General features: G+C 71.8%; 20 protein-coding genes. 14 read left to right on the forward strand and 6 right to left on the reverse strand.

The features are described from left to right. The first annotated feature begins 64 nt into the window (after nucleotides 1–64). The 14 genes from ACZ6B8_RS09945 (at nucleotide 65) to aroC (ending at nucleotide 17,284) form a co-directional block, all read left to right on the forward strand. Nucleotides 65–1,648, forward strand: coding sequence for a hypothetical protein (locus ACZ6B8_RS09945; protein WP_471606869.1), 1,584 nt, complete (start codon nucleotides 65–67; stop codon nucleotides 1,646–1,648). 195 nt (nucleotides 1,649–1,843) lie between these two features. Beyond that, complete coding sequence (locus tag ACZ6B8_RS09950; protein WP_471606870.1) at nucleotides 1,844–2,686, forward strand: nitrilase-related carbon-nitrogen hydrolase; 843 nt, start codon at nucleotides 1,844–1,846, stop codon at nucleotides 2,684–2,686. Next, nucleotides 2,683–3,966 (forward strand): aspartate aminotransferase family protein, encoded by a 1,284-nt coding sequence (locus ACZ6B8_RS09955; protein WP_471606871.1) that lies wholly within the window; start codon nucleotides 2,683–2,685, stop codon nucleotides 3,964–3,966. The genes ACZ6B8_RS09950 and ACZ6B8_RS09955 overlap by 4 nt, the downstream gene beginning before the upstream one ends. Nucleotides 3,967–4,023: 57 nt before the next feature. Next, entirely contained in the window at nucleotides 4,024–5,415 is a 1,392-nt protein-coding gene (gene hydA, locus ACZ6B8_RS09960; protein WP_471078352.1) for a dihydropyrimidinase, read from the forward strand. A gap of 480 nt (nucleotides 5,416–5,895) precedes the next feature. Then, nucleotides 5,896–6,804, forward strand: a complete 909-nt coding sequence (locus ACZ6B8_RS09965; RefSeq protein ID WP_471606872.1) for an aromatic prenyltransferase — start codon at nucleotides 5,896–5,898, stop codon at nucleotides 6,802–6,804. 151 nt (nucleotides 6,805–6,955) lie between these two features. Next, nucleotides 6,956–7,993, forward strand: coding sequence for a mevalonate kinase (gene mvk, locus ACZ6B8_RS09970; protein WP_471606873.1), 1,038 nt, complete (start codon nucleotides 6,956–6,958; stop codon nucleotides 7,991–7,993). After that, entirely contained in the window at nucleotides 7,983–9,035 is a 1,053-nt protein-coding gene (gene mvaD, locus ACZ6B8_RS09975) for a diphosphomevalonate decarboxylase (protein ID WP_471606874.1), read from the forward strand. Before mvk ends, mvaD begins: the two co-directional genes overlap by 11 nt. After that, nucleotides 9,032–10,147, forward strand: coding sequence for a phosphomevalonate kinase (locus ACZ6B8_RS09980; RefSeq protein WP_471606875.1), 1,116 nt, complete (start codon nucleotides 9,032–9,034; stop codon nucleotides 10,145–10,147). Before mvaD ends, ACZ6B8_RS09980 begins: the two co-directional genes overlap by 4 nt. Next, nucleotides 10,144–11,235 (forward strand): type 2 isopentenyl-diphosphate Delta-isomerase, encoded by a 1,092-nt coding sequence (gene fni / locus ACZ6B8_RS09985; protein ID WP_471606876.1) that lies wholly within the window; start codon nucleotides 10,144–10,146, stop codon nucleotides 11,233–11,235. Before ACZ6B8_RS09980 ends, fni begins: the two co-directional genes overlap by 4 nt. Continuing rightward, nucleotides 11,232–12,293: a hydroxymethylglutaryl-CoA reductase gene (locus ACZ6B8_RS09990; RefSeq protein ID WP_471078370.1), complete on the forward strand. Its 1,062-nt coding sequence runs from the start codon at nucleotides 11,232–11,234 to the stop codon at nucleotides 12,291–12,293. The genes fni and ACZ6B8_RS09990 overlap by 4 nt, the downstream gene beginning before the upstream one ends. Nucleotides 12,294–12,296: 3 nt before the next feature. After that, nucleotides 12,297–13,472: a hydroxymethylglutaryl-CoA synthase gene (locus ACZ6B8_RS09995; RefSeq protein ID WP_471606877.1), complete on the forward strand. Its 1,176-nt coding sequence runs from the start codon at nucleotides 12,297–12,299 to the stop codon at nucleotides 13,470–13,472. A gap of 137 nt (nucleotides 13,473–13,609) precedes the next feature. Next, nucleotides 13,610–14,596, forward strand: coding sequence for a 3-oxoacyl-ACP synthase III family protein (locus ACZ6B8_RS10000; protein ID WP_471606878.1), 987 nt, complete (start codon nucleotides 13,610–13,612; stop codon nucleotides 14,594–14,596). Between the two features lie 170 nt (nucleotides 14,597–14,766). After that, on the forward strand, nucleotides 14,767–16,056 hold the full coding sequence (gene aroA / locus ACZ6B8_RS10005; protein WP_471606879.1) for a 3-phosphoshikimate 1-carboxyvinyltransferase: 1,290 nt from the start codon (nucleotides 14,767–14,769) through the stop codon (nucleotides 16,054–16,056). 43 nt (nucleotides 16,057–16,099) lie between these two features. Next, nucleotides 16,100–17,284 carry a chorismate synthase gene (aroC, locus tag ACZ6B8_RS10010; RefSeq protein ID WP_471081010.1) on the forward strand — a complete coding sequence of 395 codons (1,185 nt, stop codon included), beginning with the start codon at nucleotides 16,100–16,102 and terminating at the stop codon, nucleotides 17,282–17,284. Between the two features lie 236 nt (nucleotides 17,285–17,520). Here aroC and ACZ6B8_RS10015 read toward each other — a convergent pair whose 3' ends face one another. The 6 genes from ACZ6B8_RS10015 to ACZ6B8_RS10040 all read right to left on the reverse strand — a co-directional run bounded on the left by ACZ6B8_RS10015 (nucleotide 17,521) and on the right by ACZ6B8_RS10040 (nucleotide 22,642). Beyond that, complete coding sequence (locus ACZ6B8_RS10015) at nucleotides 17,521–18,150, reverse strand: hypothetical protein (RefSeq protein WP_471078383.1); 630 nt, start codon at nucleotides 18,148–18,150, stop codon at nucleotides 17,521–17,523. A gap of 34 nt (nucleotides 18,151–18,184) precedes the next feature. Further along, nucleotides 18,185–19,450, reverse strand: a complete 1,266-nt coding sequence (locus tag ACZ6B8_RS10020) for a phage tail sheath family protein (protein ID WP_471606880.1) — start codon at nucleotides 19,448–19,450, stop codon at nucleotides 18,185–18,187. Between the two features lie 95 nt (nucleotides 19,451–19,545). After that, complete coding sequence (locus ACZ6B8_RS10025; protein WP_471078389.1) at nucleotides 19,546–20,571, reverse strand: methyltransferase; 1,026 nt, start codon at nucleotides 20,569–20,571, stop codon at nucleotides 19,546–19,548. A gap of 34 nt (nucleotides 20,572–20,605) precedes the next feature. Further along, entirely contained in the window at nucleotides 20,606–21,112 is a 507-nt protein-coding gene (locus ACZ6B8_RS10030) for a PhzA/PhzB family protein (protein ID WP_471606881.1), read from the reverse strand. A 35-nt stretch (nucleotides 21,113–21,147) separates the two neighbouring features. Further along, nucleotides 21,148–21,813, reverse strand: coding sequence for a phenazine biosynthesis FMN-dependent oxidase PhzG (phzG, locus tag ACZ6B8_RS10035; RefSeq protein ID WP_471606882.1), 666 nt, complete (start codon nucleotides 21,811–21,813; stop codon nucleotides 21,148–21,150). Next, the gene (locus tag ACZ6B8_RS10040; RefSeq protein ID WP_471606883.1) at nucleotides 21,806–22,642 is read right to left on the reverse strand and encodes a PhzF family phenazine biosynthesis isomerase; all 837 of its coding nucleotides are present in this window, start codon (nucleotides 22,640–22,642) and stop codon (nucleotides 21,806–21,808) included. The genes phzG and ACZ6B8_RS10040 overlap by 8 nt, the downstream gene beginning before the upstream one ends. Nucleotides 22,643–22,650 lie beyond the last annotated feature (8 nt).

A 22,650-nucleotide genomic window follows, 5' to 3' on the forward strand; every position in this document is an offset into this window, starting at 1 on the left:
AACTCATCTGGTGTTATCTTCCGGACCGGAAGACTCCAAGTCTCCACGGGGCGGTGCTGAACAGATGGCAGTGGGACAACTCCCGGACCAGGCGGGGGAGTTCGCGAAGTACCTGAGGGAACTGCTCGGGCGTCTCGACCAGGACACGGGCTGGTGCGGCGTGTTCTGGCAGCGCGACCCCGACGGCATGCGGGCCTGTCTGGACGGTGCCGAGGTGCCGCCGTGGGACGTGGTGCAGGCGCTGCTCCACGACCTCGCGGCGGACCGGGGCGTCCCCGAGGCCGAGCGGGAACGGGGCCGGGCCCAGGCCCTGCACCGGTCCTCGCTCGACGCGTACGACGCCCGCCCCGGCGGCCGGGAACTCCTCGCCGATCGACTCGACATGATGCTCAGGGAGCAGCGGGTCGCCCTGGAGCGGCAGGCGGACCTGGAACGGCAGCTGGCCGCGGCGGTCGGCGCGGACGAGGCCGACCGCGTCAACCTCGACCTGGCGTGGGTGCGGGACGACCACGAGCGGGCGACGGCACGGTGCGCGGAGCTCCGGGAGCGCATGGACCGACTGACCGACGCGGAGCGCCCGACGTGGGTGGACCTCGGCGCGGGGGCGCCGGGGGCGGACGCGTCGGCGGACTCGTTCGGCGAGGGCGCGGCCGAGGGTTTCGCGGGGGGGTATGACGGTGGCTTCGCGGGCGAGTTCGACGGGAGCTTCGCCGGCTCCGGTGCGGACGCCGGCGGGGCCGGCTTCGGCGTGGAGGACGGCGGGGTGGTCGTCGACGGCCACGCCGTGGGCCCGGACCCGGCCGACGGCCTAGGCCCCACCCCCGCGCCGCGCCACTCGGCGCCGGACGCCGGGCCCCGCGTACCCCGGCAGGGTCCCGGGCGTTCCCGGCGCCGGCCGCGCGGCGCACGGTTCGCCGGGTTCGGGGACGGCGGTGGGCAGGGCACGCGCGGACCGGTGACCGGGCCTGACCCCGCGCCCTCCGGTGAGCCGCCCCGAGGCGCGCGCTTCCCGCAGGCGGCGGCCCCTTCGGCCGCGTCCGCTCCGGCGGCGCGGGAAGCCGCCCCGCACCTCGCGGGAGCCCAGGCGCGGCCCCGGGCCCATGCCGAAGCCGCACCCGACGCCGACGCCCGCGCCACCTCCGAAGCCGTCCGCGACCTCATCCGGCTCCGGGGCGAGGGCCGCAGCGGTGAGGCGCACGGCGTGCTCGTCGAGGCCGCGGCCTGGCCCGCGGCCCGTCTTCCGCTCTTCGCCGGCGAACTGCACCGCGCCGGCCTCGGCGCCGACTGGGCCACCCTGTTGTGGGAGGCCGCCTCCCTGCCGCCCGACCGGCTCGTCGCGCTGGCCGACGCGCTGGCCGGGGCGGGCCGCGGCGACGACTGCAGAAAGCTGCTGCGACAGGGCGTCGCGCGCCCCGCGCCCGAGATCGCCGAGGCGATCCTCGCCCTCATGGACGCGGGCCGGGAGCGGGAGGCCCGCGCGCTCCTGGACTCCTACGTCCGCGTCCGCACCTCCGAGGACGTCGCCCGCTGCGCCCACACGGATCCGCACCGCCTCATACCCGTCCTCCTGGAGACGGCCAAGGGAGTCTCCGACGAACACCACTGGGATCTCGTGCACGCCCTGCGGGTGGCGGGCTTCAGCGCCTGACCCCGCCGCCCGGCCCTGTCCCTTTCGGCCCGTTTCTCGGCCGCTCGGGTGTGAAACATGATCGACTCCGCCGGTTGACGGCGATGGTCTTGCTCAGCCCGTCGGCGGAGGCTTACGTTCTCCTAATCCACGCAGCAAGTCTACGTGCGTAGAAGCTCTCTGACGTCCTCTCACGGACTTGCGAAGGAGCAGCTCATGGTCAACGTCGTACGCGCCGCACTGGTCCAGGCAACCTGGACGGGCGACACCGAATCCATGATCGCCAAGCATGAGGAGCACGCCCGCGAGGCGGCCCGCCAAGGGGCGAAGGTCATCGGCTTCCAGGAGGTCTTCAACGCCCCCTACTTCTGCCAGGTCCAGGAGGCCGAGCACTACCGCTGGGCGGAGCCGGTGCCCGACGGCCCCACGGTGACCCGGATGAAGGCGCTCGCCCGCGAGACCGGCATGGTGATCGTCGTCCCCGTCTTCGAGGTCGAGCAGTCCGGCTTCTACTTCAACACCGCGGCCGTGATCGACGCCGACGGAAGCTATCTCGGCAAGTACCGCAAGCACCACATCCCCCAGGTGAAGGGGTTCTGGGAGAAGTACTACTTCAAGCCCGGCAACCTCGGCTGGCCGGTCTTCGACACCGCGGTCGGCAAGGTCGGCGTCTACATCTGCTACGACCGCCACTTCCCGGAGGGCTGGCGGCAGTTGGGGCTCAACGGCGCCCAGATCGTCTACAACCCCTCAGCCACCTCGCGCGGCCTCTCCGGCTACCTCTGGCAGCTCGAACAGCCCGCCGCGGCCGTCGCCAACGAGTACTTCGTCGCCGCGATCAACCGCGTCGGCCAGGAGGAGTACGGCGACAACGACTTCTACGGCACCAGCTACTTCGTCGACCCCCGCGGCCAGTTCGTCGGCGAGCCCGCGAGCGACAAGGCCGAGGAACTCGTCGTGCGGGACCTCGACTTCGCCCTCATCGAGGAAGTACGCCAGCAGTGGGCGTTCTACCGCGACCGCCGACCCGACGCCTACGAAGGACTGGTGCAGCCGTGACCGACCTGTACGACCGCCACCGGGCCGTGCTGCCCGACTGGCTCGCGCTCTACTACCAGCGGCCCCTGGAGCTCACCCATGGCGAGGGCCGCCACGTGTGGGACGCCGCGGGCACCAAGTACCTCGACTTCTTCGGCGGCATCCTCACCACCATGACGGCGCACGCGCTGCCCGAGGTCACCAAGGCGGTGAGCGAGCAGGCGGGCCGGATCATCCACTCCTCGACCCTCTATCTGAACCGCCCGATGGTCGAACTCGCCGAGCGCGTCGCGGCGTTGTCGGGCATCCCCGACGCGCGCGTCTTCTTCACCACCTCGGGCACCGAGGCCAACGACGCGGCGCTGCTGCTCGCCACCACCCACCGCCGCTCGAACCAGATCCTGGCGATGCGCAACAGCTACCACGGCCGCTCCTTCTCCACCGTCGGCATCACCGGCAACCAGTCGTGGTCGCCCACCAGCCTCTCGCCGCTGCAGACGCTCTACGTGCACGGCGGCGTCCGCAGCCGAGGTCCGTACGCCGACCTGAGCGACGCCGGGTTCACCGCCGCCTGCGTGGCCGACCTGCGCGACATGCTCGGGCAGACCCGCGGGGGAGTGGCGGCCCTCATCGCCGAACCCGTCCAGGGCGTCGGCGGCTTCACCTCGCCGCCCGACGGCCTCTACGCGGCCTTCCGCGAGGTCCTCGACGAGCACGGCATCCTGTGGATCTCCGACGAGGTCCAGACCGGCTGGGGCCGCACCGGCGACCACTTCTGGGGCTGGCAGGCGCACGCGCAGAGCGGCCCGCCGGACATCCTCACCTTCGCCAAGGGCATCGGCAACGGCATGTCGATCGGCGGCGTGGTGGCCGGGGCCGAGGTCATGAACGGTCTCGACGCCAACTCCATCTCCACGTTCGGCGGCTCCCCGGTCACCATGGCGGCCGGCCTCGCCAACCTCGCGTACCTCCTGGAGCACGACCTCCAGGGCAACGCCCGGCGGGTGGGCGGCCTCCTCATCGAGCGGCTCCGGGCGATCTGCGCGCAGCTGCCCGTCGTACGCGAGGTGCGCGGACGCGGGCTCATGATCGGCGTCGAACTGGTCGAGCCGGGCACCGACCGGCCCAACCCGCGCGCGGCCGCCGCCGTGCTCGAGGCGGCCCGCGAGGGCGGTCTCCTGATCGGCAAGGGCGGCGGGCACGACACCAGCGTGCTGCGCATCGCACCGCCGCTCTCGCTGACCGTCGCGGAGGCGGAAGAGGGCGCCTCGATCCTCGAACGGGCCCTGCGGAGCGCCTAGTTCGTCCGGAGGCCCGCGCGGCACCGCGCGGGCCCGCAGGAATAGGGAGCGCACCACATGAGCAACCGCACGCTGATCACCGGCGGCCTGGTCATCACGGCCTCCGACGAACTGCCCGTCGACGTCCTGGCCGAGGACGGCCGGGTGGTGGCGCTGGCCACCCGCGACAGCCACGGCTTCACCGCCGACCGCGTGATCGACGCCACCGGCAAGTACGTGATCCCGGGTGGCGTCGACGCCCACACCCACATGGAGATGCCGTTCGGCGGCACCACCGCGGCGGACACCTTCGAGACCGGCACCCGCGCCGCGGCCTGGGGCGGTACGACCACCATCGTCGACTTCGCGATCCAGCCCAAGGGCGGGACGCTCGCGGAGGGGCTGGAGACCTGGCACGCGAAGGCGGCCGGACGGTGCGCCGTCGACTACGGCTTCCACATGATCATGTCCGACGTGAACGCGTCCTCGCTCAAGGAGATGGACGCGCTCGTCTCGGCCGGCGTCAGCTCGTTCAAGCTCTTCACCGCCTACCCGGGCGTCTTCCTCTCCGACGACGGGCAGATCCTCCGGGCGATGCAGCGCGCGAGCACCAACGGCGGCCTGGTGATGACGCACGCGGAGAACGGACTCGCCATCGACGTCCTGGTGGAGCAGGCCCTCGCCCGCGGCGAACGGGACCCCCGCTACCACGGCGAGGTCCGCAAGGCGCTCCTGGAGGCCGAGGCGACGCACCGCGTCATCAAGCTGAGCCAGGTGGCCGGCGCCCCGCTGTACGTGGTGCACGTCTCCGCGCAGGAGGCCGTCGCCGAGCTGGCCCGCGCGCGGGACGACGGTCTGCCGGTCTTCGGGGAGACCTGTCCGCAGTACCTCTTCCTGTCCACCGACAACCTCGCCGAGCCCGGCTTCGAGGGCGCCAAGTACGTCTGCTCCACGCCGCTGCGCCCCCGCGAGCACCAGGCGGCGCTGTGGCGCGGGCTGCGCACGAACGACCTCCAGGTCGTCTCCACCGACCACTGCCCGTTCTGCTTCAAGGGGCAGAAGGAGATGGGCCGGGACGACTTCTCCAAGATCCCGAACGGCCTGCCGGGAGTGGAGAACCGCATGGACCTGCTGCACCAGGCCGTCGTCGACGGGCACATCAGCCGGCGCCGCTGGATCGAGGTCGCCTGCGCCACGCCGGCCCGGATGTTCGGCCTCTACCCGAAGAAGGGCACCATCGCGCCGGGCGCCGACGCGGACATCGTCATCTACGACCCGCACGCGGAGCAGACCATCTCCGCGCAGACACACCACATGAACGTCGACTACTCGGCGTACGAGGGCAAGCGGGTCACCGGACGCGTGGAGACGGTGCTGTCCCGGGGCGTTCCGGTGATCGAGGACCGGGTGTACGCGGGACGCGCGGGGCACGGGTCGTACGTGCCGCGGGGCATCTGCCAGTACGCGTGAGCGATCCGCCGTACGCGTGAGGCCCTGCGGCGGCTGACGGACGAACGGCGGGGCGGGGCCGAACTCAGCGGCCCCGCCCCGCCGTTCGTGTGACCCGCGTCACTCGGGGAGGGCCTTGGCCCGGCGGTCCGCCCCGTGTCACTATTTCTGCACGCCGACTCTGCCCAAAACCCGCCGCGAGGCCGGGGGTTGAGCGCCGTAGCCGCCGGCCGACGCCGGCGAGGCCGGGCCCGAGCCCGACGCACTTCCGATTCCCCACGCAATCCATCCCATGCGTGCCGTCCCACCCTCTTTGCGGGTGGTGCGAGATCCGCGCGTGCGATGGCACCCCTCCCTTTGCAGGCGTGCCGATGGGCCTGCCCTGACCCGGAGTTGTCCCGAGGGGGGAACTCCGCAGGTCGAAGAGGGAATTGATGCCCCTAAGCGTGAGATTCACCCTGCCGTTCCGCAGGCGTCCGCCGATCGCCCCATGGAGGAACCATGTCTGAGACCACCGACTTGAACGAGCTGTACTCGGTCATCGAGAAGACGGCTCAGCTCGTGGACGTCACGAGTTCACGCGAGAAGGTCTGGCCGATCCTGAACGCCTACGAGGAGTTCCTCGGCAACTCCGTGATCTCCTTCCGAGCGTCGACCGGCAGCAGCGCCGACGACCTCGACTGCCGCTTCACCATGCTGCCGAAGGGCTTCGACCCGTACGCCCGCGCCCTGGAGCACGGCCTCACGCCGAAGACGGAGCACCCGGTCGGCAGCCTGCTGAAGGAGGTCCACGAGAACCTGCCCATCACCAGCTGCGGCGTCGACTTCGGGGTCGCCGGCGGGTTCACGAAGACCTGGTCCTTCCCCAGCGCCGAGAACCTGGTCAAGGTCGCTGACCTGGCCAAGCTCCCCTCGATCCCCGAGGGTGTCGCCGCCAACCTCGACTTCTTCAAGAAGTGGGGCCTCGCCGACATGGTGAGCACGGTCGGCATCGACTACTCCAAGCGCACCATGAACCTGTACTTCGGCGGCGGCGTCGGCGACCGTGTGCCGGCCGAGGTCTTCGAGGAGAAGGGCGTCAGGGCGATCCTCGGCGAACTCGGCCTCGCCGAGCCGAGCGCGGAGCTGCTCAAGTTCTGCGAGCGCTCCTTCGTCATCTACGTGACCCTCGGCTGGGACTCGCCGGAGATCAACCGCTTCACGTACTCGGTCATGACGCCGGAGCCGCTGGGCCTGCCCATCGATCTGGCGCCGACGTTCGACCGGCTCATCAGGAACGCCCCGTACGACACGACGGGCCGCAACTACGTCTACGGCATCGCGTCGACGCCCAAGGGCGAATACCACAAGATCGCCTCCTACTACCAGTGGCAGAAGCGCGTGGAGAATCTGCTGCGTTCGGATTCCTGACGGCGATTCGCCCGCCAGGGCCTGAAGATCAAGGGCTTGTGGAGAAGCGATGACCTGCTTCTGCGCGGGCCCTTTTCTCTGGAACGGCCGGGTTTCTCACGGAACCCGGCCGGCTTCATTTCTTCCTAGAACTCTGGATGATGCGATCTCCATGCAGAAAAGACAAAGGGAGCTGAGCGCGTTGACGTCATCGGCCTCGGCGGAGGGGTTGTCGGACATTCGACGTGCTCGGTCGGTCGGAATCGGGCGCGCCCACGCGAAGACCATTTTGCTGGGGGAGCACGCGGTCGTCTACGGCGCCCCCGCGCTCGCGCTCCCGGTGCCGCAGCTGGCGGTCACGGCGAGCGCCGGCTGGTCCGCCCGCACCCCGGGCGACTCCGGCGACGTGTCCCTGACGATGACCGGATCCGCCTCGCGGCCGGTGGCGACGCAGGCATCCGAATGGCTGCGGCGGCTGACCGCCGAGTTCCGGTCGACCATGGACGTGACCGACGACGTCCACCTCGACGTGATCCTGGACTGCGCGATCCCACCGGGCCGCGGCCTCGGCTCCAGCGCGGCGTGCGCGCGCGCCGTCGTCTTCGCGCTGGCCGACCTCTTCGACCGCGGGGTCACCCCGCGGGCCGCCTTCGACCTCGTACAGACCGCGGAGAACGTGGCGCACGGCCGGGCGAGCGGTGTCGACGCCACCGCCGTGGGCGCCTCGGGGCCGCTCCTCTTCCAGCAGGGCCACGCCGAGGAACTCCCCATCGGCTGCGAGGGGTTGTTCATCGTCGCCGACAGCGGCGAGGTGGGTCGCACCAAGGACGCCGTCGGGCTGCTGCGCGAAGGCTTCCAGCGGATCCCCGGGGCGCAGGAGCGGTTCGTGGGCCGTGCCACGGAGCTCACCGACGCGTCCCGGCACGCCCTCGCGGACGACAGGCCCGAGGAGCTCGGCAGTCATATGACGGAGTATCACGAGCTGCTGCGCGACGCCGGGTTGAGCACCGACCGGATCGACGCACTGGTCGACGGGGCGCTCGGGGCGGGCAGCCTCGGCGCCAAGATCACGGGGGGTGGCATGGGCGGCTGCGTGATCGCGCTGACCCGGTCCGGGCGGGCGAGCGCGGTGACCCGGCGGCTGCACGAGGCCGGCGCCGTCCAGACATGGGTCGTACCGCTGAGGGGGTTCACCGGCCATGGGCGCTGAACAGCAGGCCACCGCGGTGCGCTCGGCACGCACGGACGCGACGGGTACCGCGACCGCCGTGGCCCACCCGAACATCGCCCTCATCAAGTACTGGGGAAAGCGCGACGAGAAGCTCATCCTGCCGCGCACCGACAGCCTGTCGATGACCCTGGACATCTTCCCCACGACCACCCGGGTTCGGCCGGCCCCCGACGCGGACCACGACGAGGTGACGCTCGGCGGCAAGCCCGCCGAGGGCGACGCGCGACAGCGCATCGTCACCTTCCTCGACCTGGTGCGCGAGCGGGCCGGGGCAGACCACCGCGCCGTCGTGGACACCGAGAACACCGTGCCCACCGGCGCCGGACTCGCCTCCTCCGCCAGTGGCTTCGCCGCCCTGGCCGTGGCCGCGGCCGCCGCCTACGGCCTCGACCTGGACGCCACCGCCCTGTCCCGGCTCGCCCGGCGCGGATCGGGCTCGGCCTCCCGCTCCCTCTTCGGCGACTTCGTGGTCTGGCACGCCGGCCGCGAGGACGGCACCGAGGAGGAGGCGGACCTCAGCTCGTACGCCGAGCCGGTGCCCGCAGGCCCCCTCGACCCCGCGCTGGTCGTCGCCGTCGTCAACGCCGGGCCCAAGGACGTGTCCAGCCGCGCGGCCATGCGGCGCACCGTCGACACCTCCCCGCTGTACGAGCCGTGGGCGGTGTCCAGCAGGGACGACCTGGCCGACATGCGCCGGGCGCTAGGCCGGGGCGACCTGGAGGCCGTCGGGGAGATCGCGGAGCGCAACGCGCTCGGCATGCACGCCACGATGCTGGCGGCCCGCCCCGCGGTCCGCTACCTCTCCCCGGCCACGATCACCGTGCTCGACGCCGTGCTGCGGCTGCGGCGGGACGGGGTGGCGGCCTACGCCACCATGGACGCCGGGCCGAACGTGAAGGTGCTCTGCCGCAACGCGGACGCGGACCGGGTCGCCCACGCGGTGCGCGCCGCCGCTCAGGGCGGCGCGATCCACATCGCCCGGCCCGGACCCGCCGCCCGGCTCCTGAACGAGGACGGATGATGCCGCCTCGGGCGGTCGTGCGGCGCGCGCCGGGCAAGCTGTTCGTCGCGGGCGAGTACGCCGTGGTGGACCCGGCCAACCCCGCGATCCTGGTGGCGGTCGACCGCTACATCACCGTCACCGTGTCCGGGCCCGACGCGCCGGGCGTCGTCCTCTCCTCCGACCTCCTCGCCTCGCCCGCGCACTGCGCGTGGCGGGACGGTGAGCTGACCGGATCGACGCCGGACGACGACCGGCGGCTGCGCGCGGGGCTGGCCCACGTGGTGGCCTCCGTCGAGATCGTGGCCCGGCTCCTCGCCGAACGCGGCCTGGAAGCACCGGAGTTGCACGTGTCGGTGAGCAGCGGTCTGCACGAGAACGGCACCAAGTTCGGGCTCGGGTCGAGCGGGGCGGTGACCGTCGCGACCGTCGCCGCCGTGGCCGCGTTCTGCGGCCTCGACCTGACGCGCGAGGACCGGTACCGGCTCGCCATGCTCGCCACGGCGGGCCTGGAACCCAAGGCCTCCGGAGGCGACCTCGCCGCAAGCACCTGGGGCGGCTGGATCACCTACCAGGCACCCGACCGCGCCGCCGTACTCGACCTGGCCCGCGCGGCCGGCGTCGAGAAGGCGCTGCGAGAGCCCTGGCCGGGCTTCGCGGTACGCCGGCTGCCGCCGCCCGAGGACCTCGCGCTCCAGGTCGGCTGGACCGGAGACCCCGCCTCGACATCGGCGCTCGTCTCCGGACTCGACCGCGGGGCCTGGCGGGGCACCGCCGCGCACCGCGCGTTCGTGGAGACCAGCAACGACTTCGTGCACGCCGCCGCCGACGCACTGGAACGCGGCGACGACGGCACCCTGCTGCACCAGATCCGCAGAGCCCGCCAGGAGCTGGCGCGCGTCGACGAGGCGGCCGGGCTCGGCATCTTCACGCCCCGCCTCACCGCGCTGTGCGGCGCCGCCGAAGCCGTCGGCGGCGCGGCCAAGCCCTCCGGGGCGGGTGGCGGCGACTGCGGCATCGCGCTGCTGGACGCCGCGGCGGCCCAGGACATCGCTCACGTACAGAAACGGTGGACCACGGCGGGCGTGCGGCCCTTGCCGATCCGTCCCGCCATGGAAGGGAACGAGGAATGATCTCTCAACGCAAGGACGACCACGTCCGGCTCGCCGTCGAGCACCAGCGCCAGCACAGCGGACAGAACCAGTTCGACGAGGTGTCGTTCGTCCACCACGCGCTGGCCGGCATCGACCGGCCGGACGTCTCCCTGGCCACGAGCTTCGCCGGCATCTCCTGGCCGGTGCCGCTCTACATCAACGCGATGACCGGCGGCAGCGTCAGCACCGGCGTCATCAACCGGGACCTGGCCATCGCCGCCCGCGAGACCGGTGTCGCCGTCGCCTCCGGCTCGATGAGCGCGTACTTCAAGGACCCGTCGTGCGCCGAGACGTTCAGCGTGCTGCGCAAGGAGAACCCCGACGGGTTCGTCCTCGCCAACGTGAACGCGACCGCCTCCGTCGACAAGGCGCAGCGCGCCATCGACCTGGTGCGGGCCGACGCCCTGCAGATCCACATCAACACGGCCCAGGAAACGCCGATGCCCGAGGGTGACCGGTCGTTCGCCTCCTGGGTCCCGCAGATCGAGAAGATCGCCGCGGCCGTCGACGTCCCCGTGATCGTCAAGGAGGTCGGCAACGGCCTCAGCCGCGAGACCGTCCTCCTCCTGGAGAGCCTCGGCGTCAAGGTCGCCGACCTCGGGGGGCGCGGCGGCACCGACTTCGCCCGCATCGAGAACGGCCGCCGCGAACTGCGCGAGTACGCCTTCCTGCACGGCTGGGGCCAGTCCACCGCCGCCTGCCTCCTGGACACCCAGGACGTCGGCATCCCGGTCCTCGCCTCCGGCGGCGTCCGCAACGCCCTCGACGTGGCCCGCGCCCTGGCGCTCGGCGCGTCCGGCGTCGGCGTCTCCGGCGGATTCCTGCGCACCCTCAAGGACGAGGGCGTCTCCGCCCTCATCGCCCAGATCTCCACCTGGCTCGACCAGCTGGCCGCCCTGCAGACCATGCTCGGCGCCCGCACCCCCGCCGAACTGCAGCGCTGCGACCTGCTGATCCACGGCGAACTCCGCACCTTCTGCGCCGACCGGGGCATCGAGACCGGGCCCTTCGCCCAGCGCTCGCGCTCCGTCGCGGCCGCCACCGAGCTGACGGGAAGCACCCGATGACCGAGACACACGCCATCGCAGGCGTCCCGATGCGCTGGGTCGGCCCGCTGCGCATCTCCGGGAACGTCGCCACCACCGAGACGCAGGTCCCGCTCGCCACCTACGAGACGCCGCTGTGGCCCTCCGTGGGCCGCGGCGCCAAGGTTTCCATGCTGGCCGAGAAGGGCATCGTCGCCACCCTCGTCGACGAGCGGATGACCCGCTCGGTGCTCGTGGAGGCGACGGACGCGCAGACCGCGTACGTGGCCGCCCGCGCCATCGACGCGCGCATCGACGAGCTGCGCGAAGTGGTGCGCGGCTGCAGCCGGTTCGCCGAGCTGGTGAACATCCGGCACGAGATCAACGCCAACCTGCTGTTCATCCGGTTCGAGTTCACCACCGGCGACGCCTCCGGGCACAACATGGCGACGCTGGCCTCCGACGCGCTCCTGAAGCACCTCCTGACCACGATTCCGGGGATCGCCTACGGATCGATCTCGGGCAACTACTGCACGGACAAGAAGGCCACCGCGATCAACGGCATCCTCGGCCGCGGCAAGAACGTGGTCACGGAGCTGCTCATCCCGCGGGACGTCGTCACCGACGTGCTGCACACGACCGCCGCCAAGGTGGTCCAGCTGAACATCCGCAAGAACATGCTCGGCACCCTGCTCGCCGGCGGCATCCGCTCGGCCAACGCCCACTACGCGAACATGCTGCTCGGGTTCTATCTGGCGACCGGCCAGGACGCGGCCAACATCGTCGAGGGCTCCCAGGGCGTCACCATGGCCGAGGACCGCGACGGCGACCTCTACTTCGCCTGCACGCTGCCGAACCTGATCGTCGGCACGGTCGGCAACGGCAAGGGGATCGAGTTCGTGGAGACCAACCTCGCCCGGCTCGGCTGCCGGGCCGAGCGCGAGCCCGGGGAGAACGCGCGGCGCCTCGCCGTCATCGCGGCGGCCACCGTGCTGTGCGGGGAGCTCTCGCTCCTCGCCGCCCAGACCAACCCCGGTGAACTGATGCGTGCGCACGTCCAGTTGGAGCGCGACAACACGACGGAAAAGGTCGGTGTGTGAGGCATGGCAAGTGGTTCAGGCATAGGTATCCATGATCTGTCGTTCGCGACGACCGAGTTCGTGCTGCCGCACTCGGCGCTCGCCGCGTACAACGGCACGGAGATCGGCAAGTATCACATCGGCATCGGCCAGGAGTCGATGAGCGTGCCGGCGGCCGACGAGGACATCGTGACGCTGGGCGCCTCGGCGGCCGCGCCGATCGTCGAGCGGCACGGCAGCGAGCGCATCCGCACCGTCGTCTTCGCGACGGAGTCCTCCATCGACCAGGCCAAGTCGGGCGGCGTGTACGTCCATTCGCTGCTCGGACTGCCCTCGGCGGCCCGCGTGGTGGAGCTGAAGCAGGCCTGCTACGGCGCGACGGCCGGGCTGCAGTTCGCCCTCGGCCTGGTGGCGCGCGACCCCGAACAGCAGGTCCTCGTGATCGCCAGCGACGTCTCCAAGTACGAGCTGGACAGCCCCGGCGAGGCCACCCAGGGCGCCGCCGCGGTGGCCATGCTGGTGAGCGCGGACCCGGCCCTGGTGCGCATCGACGGCCCCTCCGGCCTGTTCACCGCCGACGTGATGGACTTCTGGCGGCCGAACTACCGGGACGCGGCGCTGGTGGACGGGCAGGAGTCGATCTCCGCCTATCTGCAGGCGGTCGAGGGCTGCTGGAAGGACTACACCGAGCAGGGCGGCCGGGCGCTGGAGGACTTCGCCGCGTTCTGCTACCACCAGCCCTTCACCAAGATGGCCTACAAGGCCCACCGCCACCTGCTCAACTACTGCGGGTACGACACCGACAAGGACGCCATCGAGCAGGCGCTGGGCCGGACCACCGCGTACAACCGGGTGATCGGCAACAGCTACACCGCGTCGGTGTACCTGGGCCTCGCCGCGCTCCTCGACCAGGCCGACGACCTGACCGGCCGCTCGATCGGGTTCCTGAGCTACGGCTCGGGCAGCGTCGCCGAGTTCTTCGCGGGCGAGCTGGTCCCCGGCTACCGCGAGCGGCTGCGCACCGCGGAGAACCGCGCGGCCATCGAGCGGCGCACGCCGCTGGACTACGCGGGCTACCGCAGCCTGCACGAGCGCTCGTTCCCCACGGACGGCGGGGACTACCCCACGCCGGTGCAGAACGGCGGACGGTTCCGCCTGGCGGCGCTGCGCGGTCACAAGCGGATCTACGAGCGGCGGTAGGGCCCCGTGCGGTACCGCAGGTGCGGGGGCGGCTCCTCGGGGCCGCCCCCCCACGCCGCACACGGGTACGGCCGCGCCGACCGGGCTCCGGCCACCAGCACCATCCATTCACGTCGCGTTGAGGGTAGGGCAGGCGAATGACCGGTATCGCAGCCGATATCGCAGTTCTCGGTACGGGCGCCCATGTGCCGGACCGTATCGTCGGCAATGACGAGGTCGGCGCGCCGGCCGGGGTCGACGGCGAGTGGATCGTCCGCAAGACCGCGATCAGGGAACGGCGTTGGGCCGCTCCCGGAGAGGCGACCTCGGATCTGGCGGTGGCGGCGGGCCGCGCAGCACTGGAGTCGGCGGGCATCACGGCCGGACAGCTGTCGCTGATCGTGGTGGCCACGTCGACGCCGGACCGTCCGCAGCCGCCGACCGCCGTCTTCGTGCAGCAGCAGCTCGGCGCCCTGGGTGCCGCGGCGTTCGACGTCAACGCCGTCTGCTCCGGCAGTGTCTTCGCGCTGTCGGTGGTCGAGGGCATGCTGGCCGGCCGCGGCGGCCACGCGCTGGTCATCGGCGCGGACGTCTACTCGCGGATCCTGAACCCGGCCGACCGCAAGACGGTCGTGCTGTTCGGCGACGGGGCCGGCGCGATGGTCCTCGGCCCCGGCAAGGGGCCGCGCATCCGCCATGTCGCGCTGCACACGTTCGGCGAGCTGTCCGACCTCATCCAGGTGCCCGCGGGCGGCAGCAGGATCCCGCCGGACCAGGCCGCGCTGGACGCGGGGCTCCAGTACTTCGCGATGGACGGCCGCGAGGTGCGCCGCTTCGTCGTGGAGCAACTGCCGCAGCTCACCAAGCAGTTCCTGCACGAGGCGGGCGTGGTGCACGACGACATCGCGCACTTCGTGCCGCACCAGGCCAACGGCGTCATGCTCGACACCGTGATCGAGGACCTGTCGCTGTCCCGCGCGACCACGCATCTCACGCTGGAGGAGTACGGCAACACCGGGGCCGCCTCCATCCCGATCACCCTGGACGCGGCCGCCCGCAAGGGCGCCTTCCGGCCGGGCGACCTGATCCTCCTGGCCGGCTTCGGCGGCGGCATGGCCGCGGGGCTCGCCCTGCTCGAATGGTGACCGGCCGGCCGGGTTCCTGACGGCCCCGGCCGGCCACCCGCCCCACCGACCGGGCCGGGGCGCTCACTTCCCCCCAGAAGAGCCCCCGGCCCGCACCTCATGGCTTCCCCCCACGCTCCCCCCATCTCGTATCCGTACCCCCTCACCTCCCGTCGCAGGAAGGCACCCGCGTGATCACGGAGAAGGAGCCGGACACCGGCCTGGCCGCCCGGATACCGGGCTCCAAGAGTCTGACCAACCGACTGCTCCTGCTGGCCGCCGCGGCCGACGGCACCAGCACGGTGCGCGCCCCGCTGGTGAGCGAGGACACCGTCGCGTTCCGCGAGGCGCTCGGCGCCTGCGGTCTCACCGTGCGCCGCGGTCCGCGGGACGAGTTCTGGGCGGTGACGGGCACGGGCCGCGGGCCGGCCGGCTCCGCCCGGCCCTGGTGCGCGGACGCCGGGACGGCCGCCCGCTTCCTGCCGCCGTTCGCCGCCACCGGCCACGGCACCTTCCTCTTCGACGGCTCCGCCCAGCTGCGGGCCCGCCCGCAACGGCCCCTCATCGACGCGCTCCGCGCGCTGGGCGCCGACCTCGACCCCGGGCCGGGCAACGGCCTTCCCCTGCTGATCCGCGCCCGGGGCCTGACGGGCGGCGAGCTCACCGTGGACTCGTCCCTGTCCAGCCAGTATCTGAGCGGACTCCTGATGGCCGCGCCGCTCATGCGCGACGGTCTGCGCATCCGCACCGGGAGCCTGGTCAGCCGCCCGTACGTCGACATGACGCTGGCCCTGATGCGGCGCTTCGGGGCGCGCGTGGAGGAGAGCGACGACGGCACGCTGCACGTCGCGCCCCGCCCGTACGACGCGACCGACGTCGACGTCGAACCCGACGCGTCCTCCGCCTCCTACGTCTTCGCCGCCGCGGCCGTCACCGGAACCACCGTCACCGTGCCGGGCCTCGGCGCCGACAGTCTCCAGGGCGACCTCCGCTTCGTCGACGTCCTGCGGCAGGCGGGCGCCGAGGTGCACGTGGGCCCGACGGCCACCACCGTGACCGGCACGGGACCGCTGCGCGGCGGCTTCACCGTCGACATGGGCGAGATCTCCGACACCTTCATGACCCTGGCCGCCGTCGCGCCGCTGGCCGACGCGCCCATCACCATCCGCGGTATCGCGCACGCGCGGCTCAAGGAGTCCGACCGCGTCGCCGCCGTGGCGGCGAACCTGCGGGCCTGCGGCATCCGCACCTCGGACGGCCCCGACCGGATCACCGTCCATCCCGGGGTGCCGCGCCCCACCCGCATCGAGTGCCGGCGCGACCACCGCATCGCGATGTCCTTCTCGGTCCTCGGGCTCGCGGTGCCCGGCACGATCACGCTGGACGACCCGTCCTGTGTGGCGAAGACCTTCCCCGACTTCCACGACGAGATGCGACGCCTGTTCACCGGTTACGCGCTCGCGTCGAGCACGAGCGGCTGAACGGGCCGCTGGACACGCGCGGTCGAAACATGAGGAGCATCCGTTGAGCAGGTTGCGTTGGCTGACCGCGGGGGAGTCGCACGGACCCGCGCTTGTCGCGACGTTGGAGGGTCTTCCCGCCGGCGTGCCGGTCACGACGGAGATGGTGGCCGACCATCTGGCGCGGCGGCGGTTGGGGTATGGCCGTGGTGCGCGGATGAAGTTCGAGCGTGATGAGGTCACGTTCCTGGGTGGTGTGCGGCACGGTCTGAGCATGGGCTCGCCGATCGCGGTCATGGTGGGGAACACGGAGTGGCCGAAGTGGGAGCAGGTGATGTCGGCCGATCCGGTGGATCCGGATGTGCTGGCTGACCTGGCCCGTAATGCCCCACTGACGCGTCCGCGCCCCGGTCACGCGGATCTTGCGGGGATGCAGAAGTACGGCTTCGAGGAGGCCCGGCCGGTCCTGGAGCGTGCTTCGGCGCGTGAGACGGCGGCGCGGGTGGCGCTGGGCGCCGTCGCCCGGTCGTACCTGAAGGAGACGGCGGGGATCGAGGTCGTCTCGCATGTCACGGAGCTGGCGGGGGCGAAGGCGCCGTACGGGGTGTACCCGACGCCGGCGGATGTCGAGAAGCTGGACGCGGATCCGGTGCGGTGCCTGGACGCGGACGCGTCGAAGGCGATGGTCGCGGAGATCGACCAGGCCCACAAGGACGGCGACACCCTCGGTGGTGTGGTCGAGGTCCTCGCCTACGGGGTGCCGGTGGGCCTCGGCTCGCACGTGCACTGGGACCGGCGTCTGGACGCGCGGCTGGCTGCCGCGCTCATGGGCATCCAGGCCATCAAGGGCGTCGAAGTCGGTGACGGCTTCGACCTCGCCCGGGTGCCGGGGTCGAAGGCGCACGACGAGATCGTGACCACCGATGACGGCATCAGGCGGACCTCGGGCCGCTCCGGTGGTACCGAGGGCGGCCTGACCACCGGCGAGCTGCTGCGCGTACGCGCCGCGATGAAGCCGATCGCGACGGTGCCGCGTGCTCTGGCCACCATTGATGTGGCCACGGGTGAGGCTGCCAAGGCGCACCATCAGCGTTCCGACGTGTGTGCGGTGCCGGCGGCCGGGATCGTCGCGGAGGCGATGGTGGCGCTGGTGCTCGCGGACGCGGTGGCGGAGAAGTTCGGGGGCGACAGCGTGCCCGAGACGCGCCGCAATGTGCGGTCCTACCTCGACAACCTGCAGATCCGCTGAACGAAGAGACCATGACGCGGACGGCCACGGTGCGCGGTGAGTTGCCCCGCGCCCCGTGACCGCCCGTCCGGGCCCCGCATGCGTCCGGGCCCCGCACTCCCCGTACTCCGTCACACATCGCCCTCGTCGGCGCTCACGTCCGGCTCCATCCTGCTCTCTCCCGCTGAACAGGCCGAGCTGTCGGCGTCGCCGTCGTCGTCACCGGATGACCGGGACAACCGGGGTGACCGGGTGCGTCAGGCCGCTTCCCGGCTCTGGCGGTCCATGAGGTGACGCAGAACGAGCCACTCCCGTATTTCCCACGAGTGTCCCGACGAGCAGCTGATGCTGCCGGCCGCCCCCGCGGCCCCGGCGTGCTGCGGCGAGGTGTTGATCGTCCCCGTGCAACTCTCCACCACACAGCGCCTGGTGAGCGGGTTCCGGTCGGCCTGGTCGGGCTCGATGACCCCGAGCAGTTCGACGTGCAACTCCTGGATCTCCTCCGCGAAGTCCGCCGCCGGCGGCTGCGCCGTGAGCCATTCCAGGTGCAGCAGCAGGAAGCAGGCGAGGTGGGGGACGGACCTGGCCGGGGGAGCGACGCCGAGCTCGTCGGCCACGTAACTCGCCCACGACTCCAGGATGGCGAGGATGTTGCTGCGGACGTCGAGCGCCGCGACGTTCAGGTGATCGCGCTTGCGGCTGCCCGAGACCTTCGTCGGGTTGCGCCTCCGCGACGTCGCCAGAACGTGGTGCAGTCCCTCCTGGTGCAGGCCGGGAAGGGCGCGCAGATGACGCTGGAGCTTTGCGACGCACGGGTCACACAGGATGGCTCCGGTCGCCTCGCGCGGTTCCTGGCGGTGGTCCCGCGAGCATGAGTGGATCTCCATTGCGGTGAATCTCCTCCATGGATGAACGGGCCGGTCAGGGGTTCCTGTGGCCGGCTTCGTGCAGGATGCGGAAGGTGACGAACTCACCCGGCCGCAGGGTGGCGAGACCGACGTCGAGGACCACGCGGCCCCGCGTCGGATCGCCGATGTCCGCGCCGCTCGTACCGGTCGCACCGTTCGTGGCGCTCGCGGCGTTCTTGCCGGACGCGTCGTACTCGTAGCCGTTGTTGGTCTCGTCGCAGACGACGTGGAACGCCTCGTCCGCGGTCTCGCCGCAGAGTGCGCCCTGGCGCCAGAGCCCCTTCAGGAACATGACGGCGGACTGCCGCACCAGGGACCGCAGATGCGCGTTGTTGGTCTCGAACGCCGCCCACCAGGTGCCCTGCGCGAGCGACGCGCGTGCGTGGTTCACCAGGCGGCGCACCGCGAGGTCCGCCCAGTCGGCCTCGGCGGACAGCGTGCGCGCCCCGGTCACCCGGATGCCCTGCCCCGGCACGAACCGCAGGCAGTTCACCCCCACACCCTCCAGCGACTCCTGCTCCTCGTCGGACAGGTCCCGCTCCTGCTGCACCACGCCCACCAGCGGGCCCACAGGAGCCGTGTACGCGCCGCGCTCCACGTCCGCACGGCAGCACAGCCCCGACACGTGTCCCGAGGGCGGCGCCACATGCTCGCTCCCGCCGGGCTCCGTCACCGTGATCCACGGATAGTGCACGGCCGCGAACTGCGCGTCCGGCTCCGGGAGTTCGAAGGGCCTTCGTACGTCCGCTGGGGCGAGCCCCGCCCGTGTGTGGAGCAGCGCGACCCGATTGCCGACCCGTCCGCAGTGCCCGGCGAGCAGCTGTGCGACGCGCGGCGCCGCCTCCTCCACCCGCCAGAGATCCGGGGCCACCACGAGGGTGACCTCCGGCAGGCGCTCCAGCCTGGCGAGAGCGGCCCGGTAGGCGCCGACCCGATCCCCCTCGGCGGTCGTCCCCAGGATCCACGCCCCGCCGCCACCGTTGCGGAAGTGGCCGAGCACCGCGTCGTGGACGTACGAGCGCGCCGTGCCGTCGCCGGCGCGGCGCGGCGCGAACGCCTCGACGAACTCCTGCGGATGGCGTACGAAGGCCGGCTTCTCCGGCAGGCCCGGGGCGTCGCCGACGAACGCGGCCACCGAGGTGTGCAGCCCGCGGATGACGGGGGCGCCGAGGCCGGCCCCCCGGACACCGTCCGTTTCCCGGAGATGGATGCCCGGACCGAACGGACCGGTGGTGGTGGTGCTGATGGTGCGCGGTGGATTCGGCTGCTGTGGTGACATGCAGACTCCTCGGTCACGACGGGAGGACGGACGGTCGGGCAGGTGGCCAGGCGGACGGCCGGGCGTGGAGCCGGACGGGCAGTGCGCGGCGGCGGTCAGCCGCCGTGGGTGAGCACCATCGCGCAGGTCTCCATGGGGAGTTGGACGGAGCGGTCGATGGACAGGCCGGAACGGGCGGCCAGTTCGCGGTACTCCTGCGCGGAACGCTGATGGCCGCCGTTGACGACCATCAGATGGAGGTCCCACAGCGGCGCGAGCAGACCGGCCCTGCCGTCCTGGACCACCATCTCGATGACCACGAGGCGGGAGTGCGGGGCCATGGCCTCGCGTATGGAGCTCAGGAGGCGTACGCACTCCTCGTCCGACCAGTCGCCGAGCACCCGGGAGAGCAGATACGTGTCGGCTTCCTGCGGGATCGGCACGGTGAACATGTCCCCGGCGACGAGCTCGGCGCGGTCGGTTCCCACGCTCTGCTCCAGGTGCGCGCGGGCGATGGGCAGGGTGTGCTCCAGGTCGATCAGCGTGCCGCGCGCCCCGGGCGCGGAGCCCAGCACGGTGGACAGCAACTGGCCGCTGCCGCCCGCGATGTCGACGACGTGCCGGTCGGCGCTGAAGTCGACGTGCTGGGGGACCGCGTCGAAGGCGAAGTTGTCGGCCTGCGCCCGCATGGCGCGCTGGAAGCGCTCGGCGGCGCCGGAGTCCTCGCGGAGATAGCCGACCAGGGACTGTCCGTACGCCTTCTCGAAGCCGGTCCTCCCGGTACGGAACGTCTCGATGGAGTCGCCCCAGGCCTGGTAGAACTCCTCGCCGTACAGCAGACACACGTCGCGCAGGGAGCCGGGACGGTCGCGCAGCAGCTCGCCCACGGAGGTGTTGCGGTAGCCCTCGGCCTCGTCGCCGTCGACCACGTCCAGGCGGAGCAGCAGCCGCAGCAGGCGCCGGACGGCGTCCTCGTCCGCGCCGGCGGCCCGCGCGATGTCCGCCGGGGCGGAGTGCCCCGCCGCGATCAGGTCGGGCACGCCCAGCTTGGCCGCCGCGTAGACGGCCTGGGTGTGCCAGGCGGCGGTGATGAGGTCGATGGTGGCGCGGGCCGCCGGCCGGGGGGTGGTGTCCGGGCTCATGTGCCTGTCTCTTCCTTGAGTGTCGGATGGGGGGTCAGGAGGGGATCCAGTCGCGGTTGATGTGGGGGGTGTCGATGCTCAGGGCGCGCATGTGCTCGATGGGGTTGGTGTATTCGCGGCTGGCGGCGATCTGTCCGTCGGCCAGGGTGAAGCCGTGGATGAAGTGGTTGCGGTAGTGGCCCTCGGGATAGCCGGGGAAGCGGATGGTGCCTTCGCCGTCGCACTCGACCCAGATGGTGTCGGGGTCCTGGGTCTCGTAGAGGTGTACGTCAAACCATTGCCAGTCGGGCAGGACCTTCAGGGACAGCTCGCCGTGGCGTTTCAGCTTCTCCCGGCCCTTGACGACGATGGGGCGGCCGATGTCGGTGTTGAACAGGGCGGCGGTGCCGTCGTCGGTGTAGAGGGTGTAGCGGCGCAGCCGGGCCTCGGGGCCGGTCTCCATGTACTGCTCCACGGCACGGCGGTTGCGGGCGCGCAGCTCCAGGTGGGTGGTGAACACCGGTGCGGCGGTGGCGGGTTCGGCGGGCAGTGGGGAGGTCATCGCGTGGGTCTCCGAAGGGGCGGGGTGGGGGCGGGTCAGGGCTGGAGGCGGGTGGTGGTCCAGCCGCTGTCGGTGCGGTCGTAGCGCAGGCGTTCGTGGAGGCGGTCGGTGCCGTTCGCCCAGAACTCCACGCAGGACGGTTCCAGGCGGTAGGCGACGAATGGCTCCGGGCACGGCAACGGCCTCTGGAAAGAGGCCAGTTCGAGGGCGCGGGTGCGGATCTCTTCGAGGTGGTCGAGGTCGCGCAGGGGTTCGCTCTGCAGGGAGACGGTGGACATGGGGTGGGTGAAGACTGCCCGTGCCGCCCACAGGGCTTCCGCTTCGGTGCGCGGGAGCTGGGCGACGGGGCCGGCCAGGGTGATCTGCTGGCTGGTCTCGCGCCAGTACAGGACGCCGGAGGCGTGGGGGTTGGCGGCCAGTTCGCGGCCCTTTTGGCTGCCGTCGTGGGTGATGAAGACCAGGCCGGTGTCGGTGATCTGGTTGACGGCCACGATCCGGGAGGAGGGCCGGCCCTGGGCGTCGGCGGTGGCCAGGGCCAGGGCGCGGGGTTCGCGCACGCCCAGTTCGGTGGCCGTCTTCAGCCAGGACGACAGCAGTCCCAGCGGCTCGGCCGGCGGGGTGCGGAACTCGGGGAAGGACACCTCGACCGTCCCGGTCAGCGTCTCCGAACGCCGCTGCGCGGAAGTGGAACGCTCAGACATGCATCCGCCCTTCGATGATGACGACGCCGTGGCCCGAGACGTCGACGGAGTCGACGCGGTCGCCCTCCCCGTGCACCAGCGCGCCCATGGGAGAGGGGCGGCCCATGTCGACGCCCTGGGTGATCTCGATGTGCTGCCCGTACGAGGCGAGCCTGTGCCGGGCGATGTGGATGGCGATGGGGCCCGCGGCGGAGCCGGTGGCGGCATCCTCCACGACTCCGTACGCGGGTGAGAACATGCGGTTGCGCCACGTCGTGCCGGAGCCGGCGATGCAGTTGGTCGCCATGTCGGGGAAGGTCGCGAGCGCGCGGTGGTCGGGGTTCACCTTCGACAGGGCCTCGAAGCTCTCGAAGCCCACCAGGACGTGGCGCGGGCCGTTGCGGTAGATCTCCACCGGCAGCGTGGACTCCTGGACACCCAGTGCGTCGAGGAGTTCGTCCGCCCGGTCGAAGGGCTCCCAGACGGGCACCGGCTGACGCATGCTGGTCGAGACGACCTTGCCGTCGACGCGTCCCAGCTCGAACGGGATCACGCCCATGGCGGTCTCGATCCGCAGCCGGTCCGCGTCGGTCCGCTGCCCCAGCGCGATGGCCGTGCCCAGCAACGGGTGCCCGGCGAAGGGCAGTTCGTTGACCGGCGTGAAGATGCGTACATGAACGTCGCCGCCCTGCTTGGGGTTCAGCACGAACGTGGTCTCGGAGAGGTTCATCTCCCCGGCGATGCGCTGCATCTGTTCCGCGCTCAGGTCGTCGCTGTCGAAGAAGACCGCCACCGGGTTGCCGGTGAGGGGCTCCGTGGCGAACGCGTCGACGACTACATAGGTGTGCATCTGGTTTC

The sequence above is a fragment of the Streptomyces sp. NPDC041122 genome (assembly GCF_055592445.1).

Excerpts from the sequence above, each read along its gene's own strand:
- ACZ6B8_RS09945 (WP_471606869.1), top strand. The coding sequence starts at position 65 with ATGGCAGTGGGACAACTCCCGGACCAGGCGGGGGAGTTCGCGAAGTAC.
- ACZ6B8_RS09950 (WP_471606870.1), top strand. The coding sequence starts at position 1,844 with ATGGTCAACGTCGTACGCGCCGCACTGGTCCAGGCAACCTGGACGGGC.
- hydA (WP_471078352.1), top strand. The coding sequence starts at position 4,024 with ATGAGCAACCGCACGCTGATCACCGGCGGCCTGGTCATCACGGCCTCC.
- ACZ6B8_RS09965 (WP_471606872.1), top strand. The coding sequence starts at position 5,896 with ATGTCTGAGACCACCGACTTGAACGAGCTGTACTCGGTCATCGAGAAG.
- mvk (WP_471606873.1), top strand. The coding sequence starts at position 6,956 with ATGCAGAAAAGACAAAGGGAGCTGAGCGCGTTGACGTCATCGGCCTCG.
- mvaD (WP_471606874.1), top strand. The coding sequence starts at position 7,983 with ATGGGCGCTGAACAGCAGGCCACCGCGGTGCGCTCGGCACGCACGGAC.
- ACZ6B8_RS09980 (WP_471606875.1), top strand. The coding sequence starts at position 9,032 with ATGATGCCGCCTCGGGCGGTCGTGCGGCGCGCGCCGGGCAAGCTGTTC.
- fni (WP_471606876.1), top strand. The coding sequence starts at position 10,144 with ATGATCTCTCAACGCAAGGACGACCACGTCCGGCTCGCCGTCGAGCAC.
- ACZ6B8_RS09990 (WP_471078370.1), top strand. The coding sequence starts at position 11,232 with ATGACCGAGACACACGCCATCGCAGGCGTCCCGATGCGCTGGGTCGGC.
- ACZ6B8_RS09995 (WP_471606877.1), top strand. The coding sequence starts at position 12,297 with ATGGCAAGTGGTTCAGGCATAGGTATCCATGATCTGTCGTTCGCGACG.
- ACZ6B8_RS10000 (WP_471606878.1), top strand. The coding sequence starts at position 13,610 with ATGACCGGTATCGCAGCCGATATCGCAGTTCTCGGTACGGGCGCCCAT.
- ACZ6B8_RS10015 (WP_471078383.1), bottom strand. The coding sequence starts at position 18,150 with ATGGAGATCCACTCATGCTCGCGGGACCACCGCCAGGAACCGCGCGAG.
- ACZ6B8_RS10020 (WP_471606880.1), bottom strand. The coding sequence starts at position 19,450 with ATGTCACCACAGCAGCCGAATCCACCGCGCACCATCAGCACCACCACC.
- ACZ6B8_RS10025 (WP_471078389.1), bottom strand. The coding sequence starts at position 20,571 with ATGAGCCCGGACACCACCCCCCGGCCGGCGGCCCGCGCCACCATCGAC.
- ACZ6B8_RS10030 (WP_471606881.1), bottom strand. The coding sequence starts at position 21,112 with ATGACCTCCCCACTGCCCGCCGAACCCGCCACCGCCGCACCGGTGTTC.
- phzG (WP_471606882.1), bottom strand. The coding sequence starts at position 21,813 with ATGTCTGAGCGTTCCACTTCCGCGCAGCGGCGTTCGGAGACGCTGACC.
- ACZ6B8_RS10040 (WP_471606883.1), bottom strand. The coding sequence starts at position 22,642 with ATGCACACCTATGTAGTCGTCGACGCGTTCGCCACGGAGCCCCTCACC.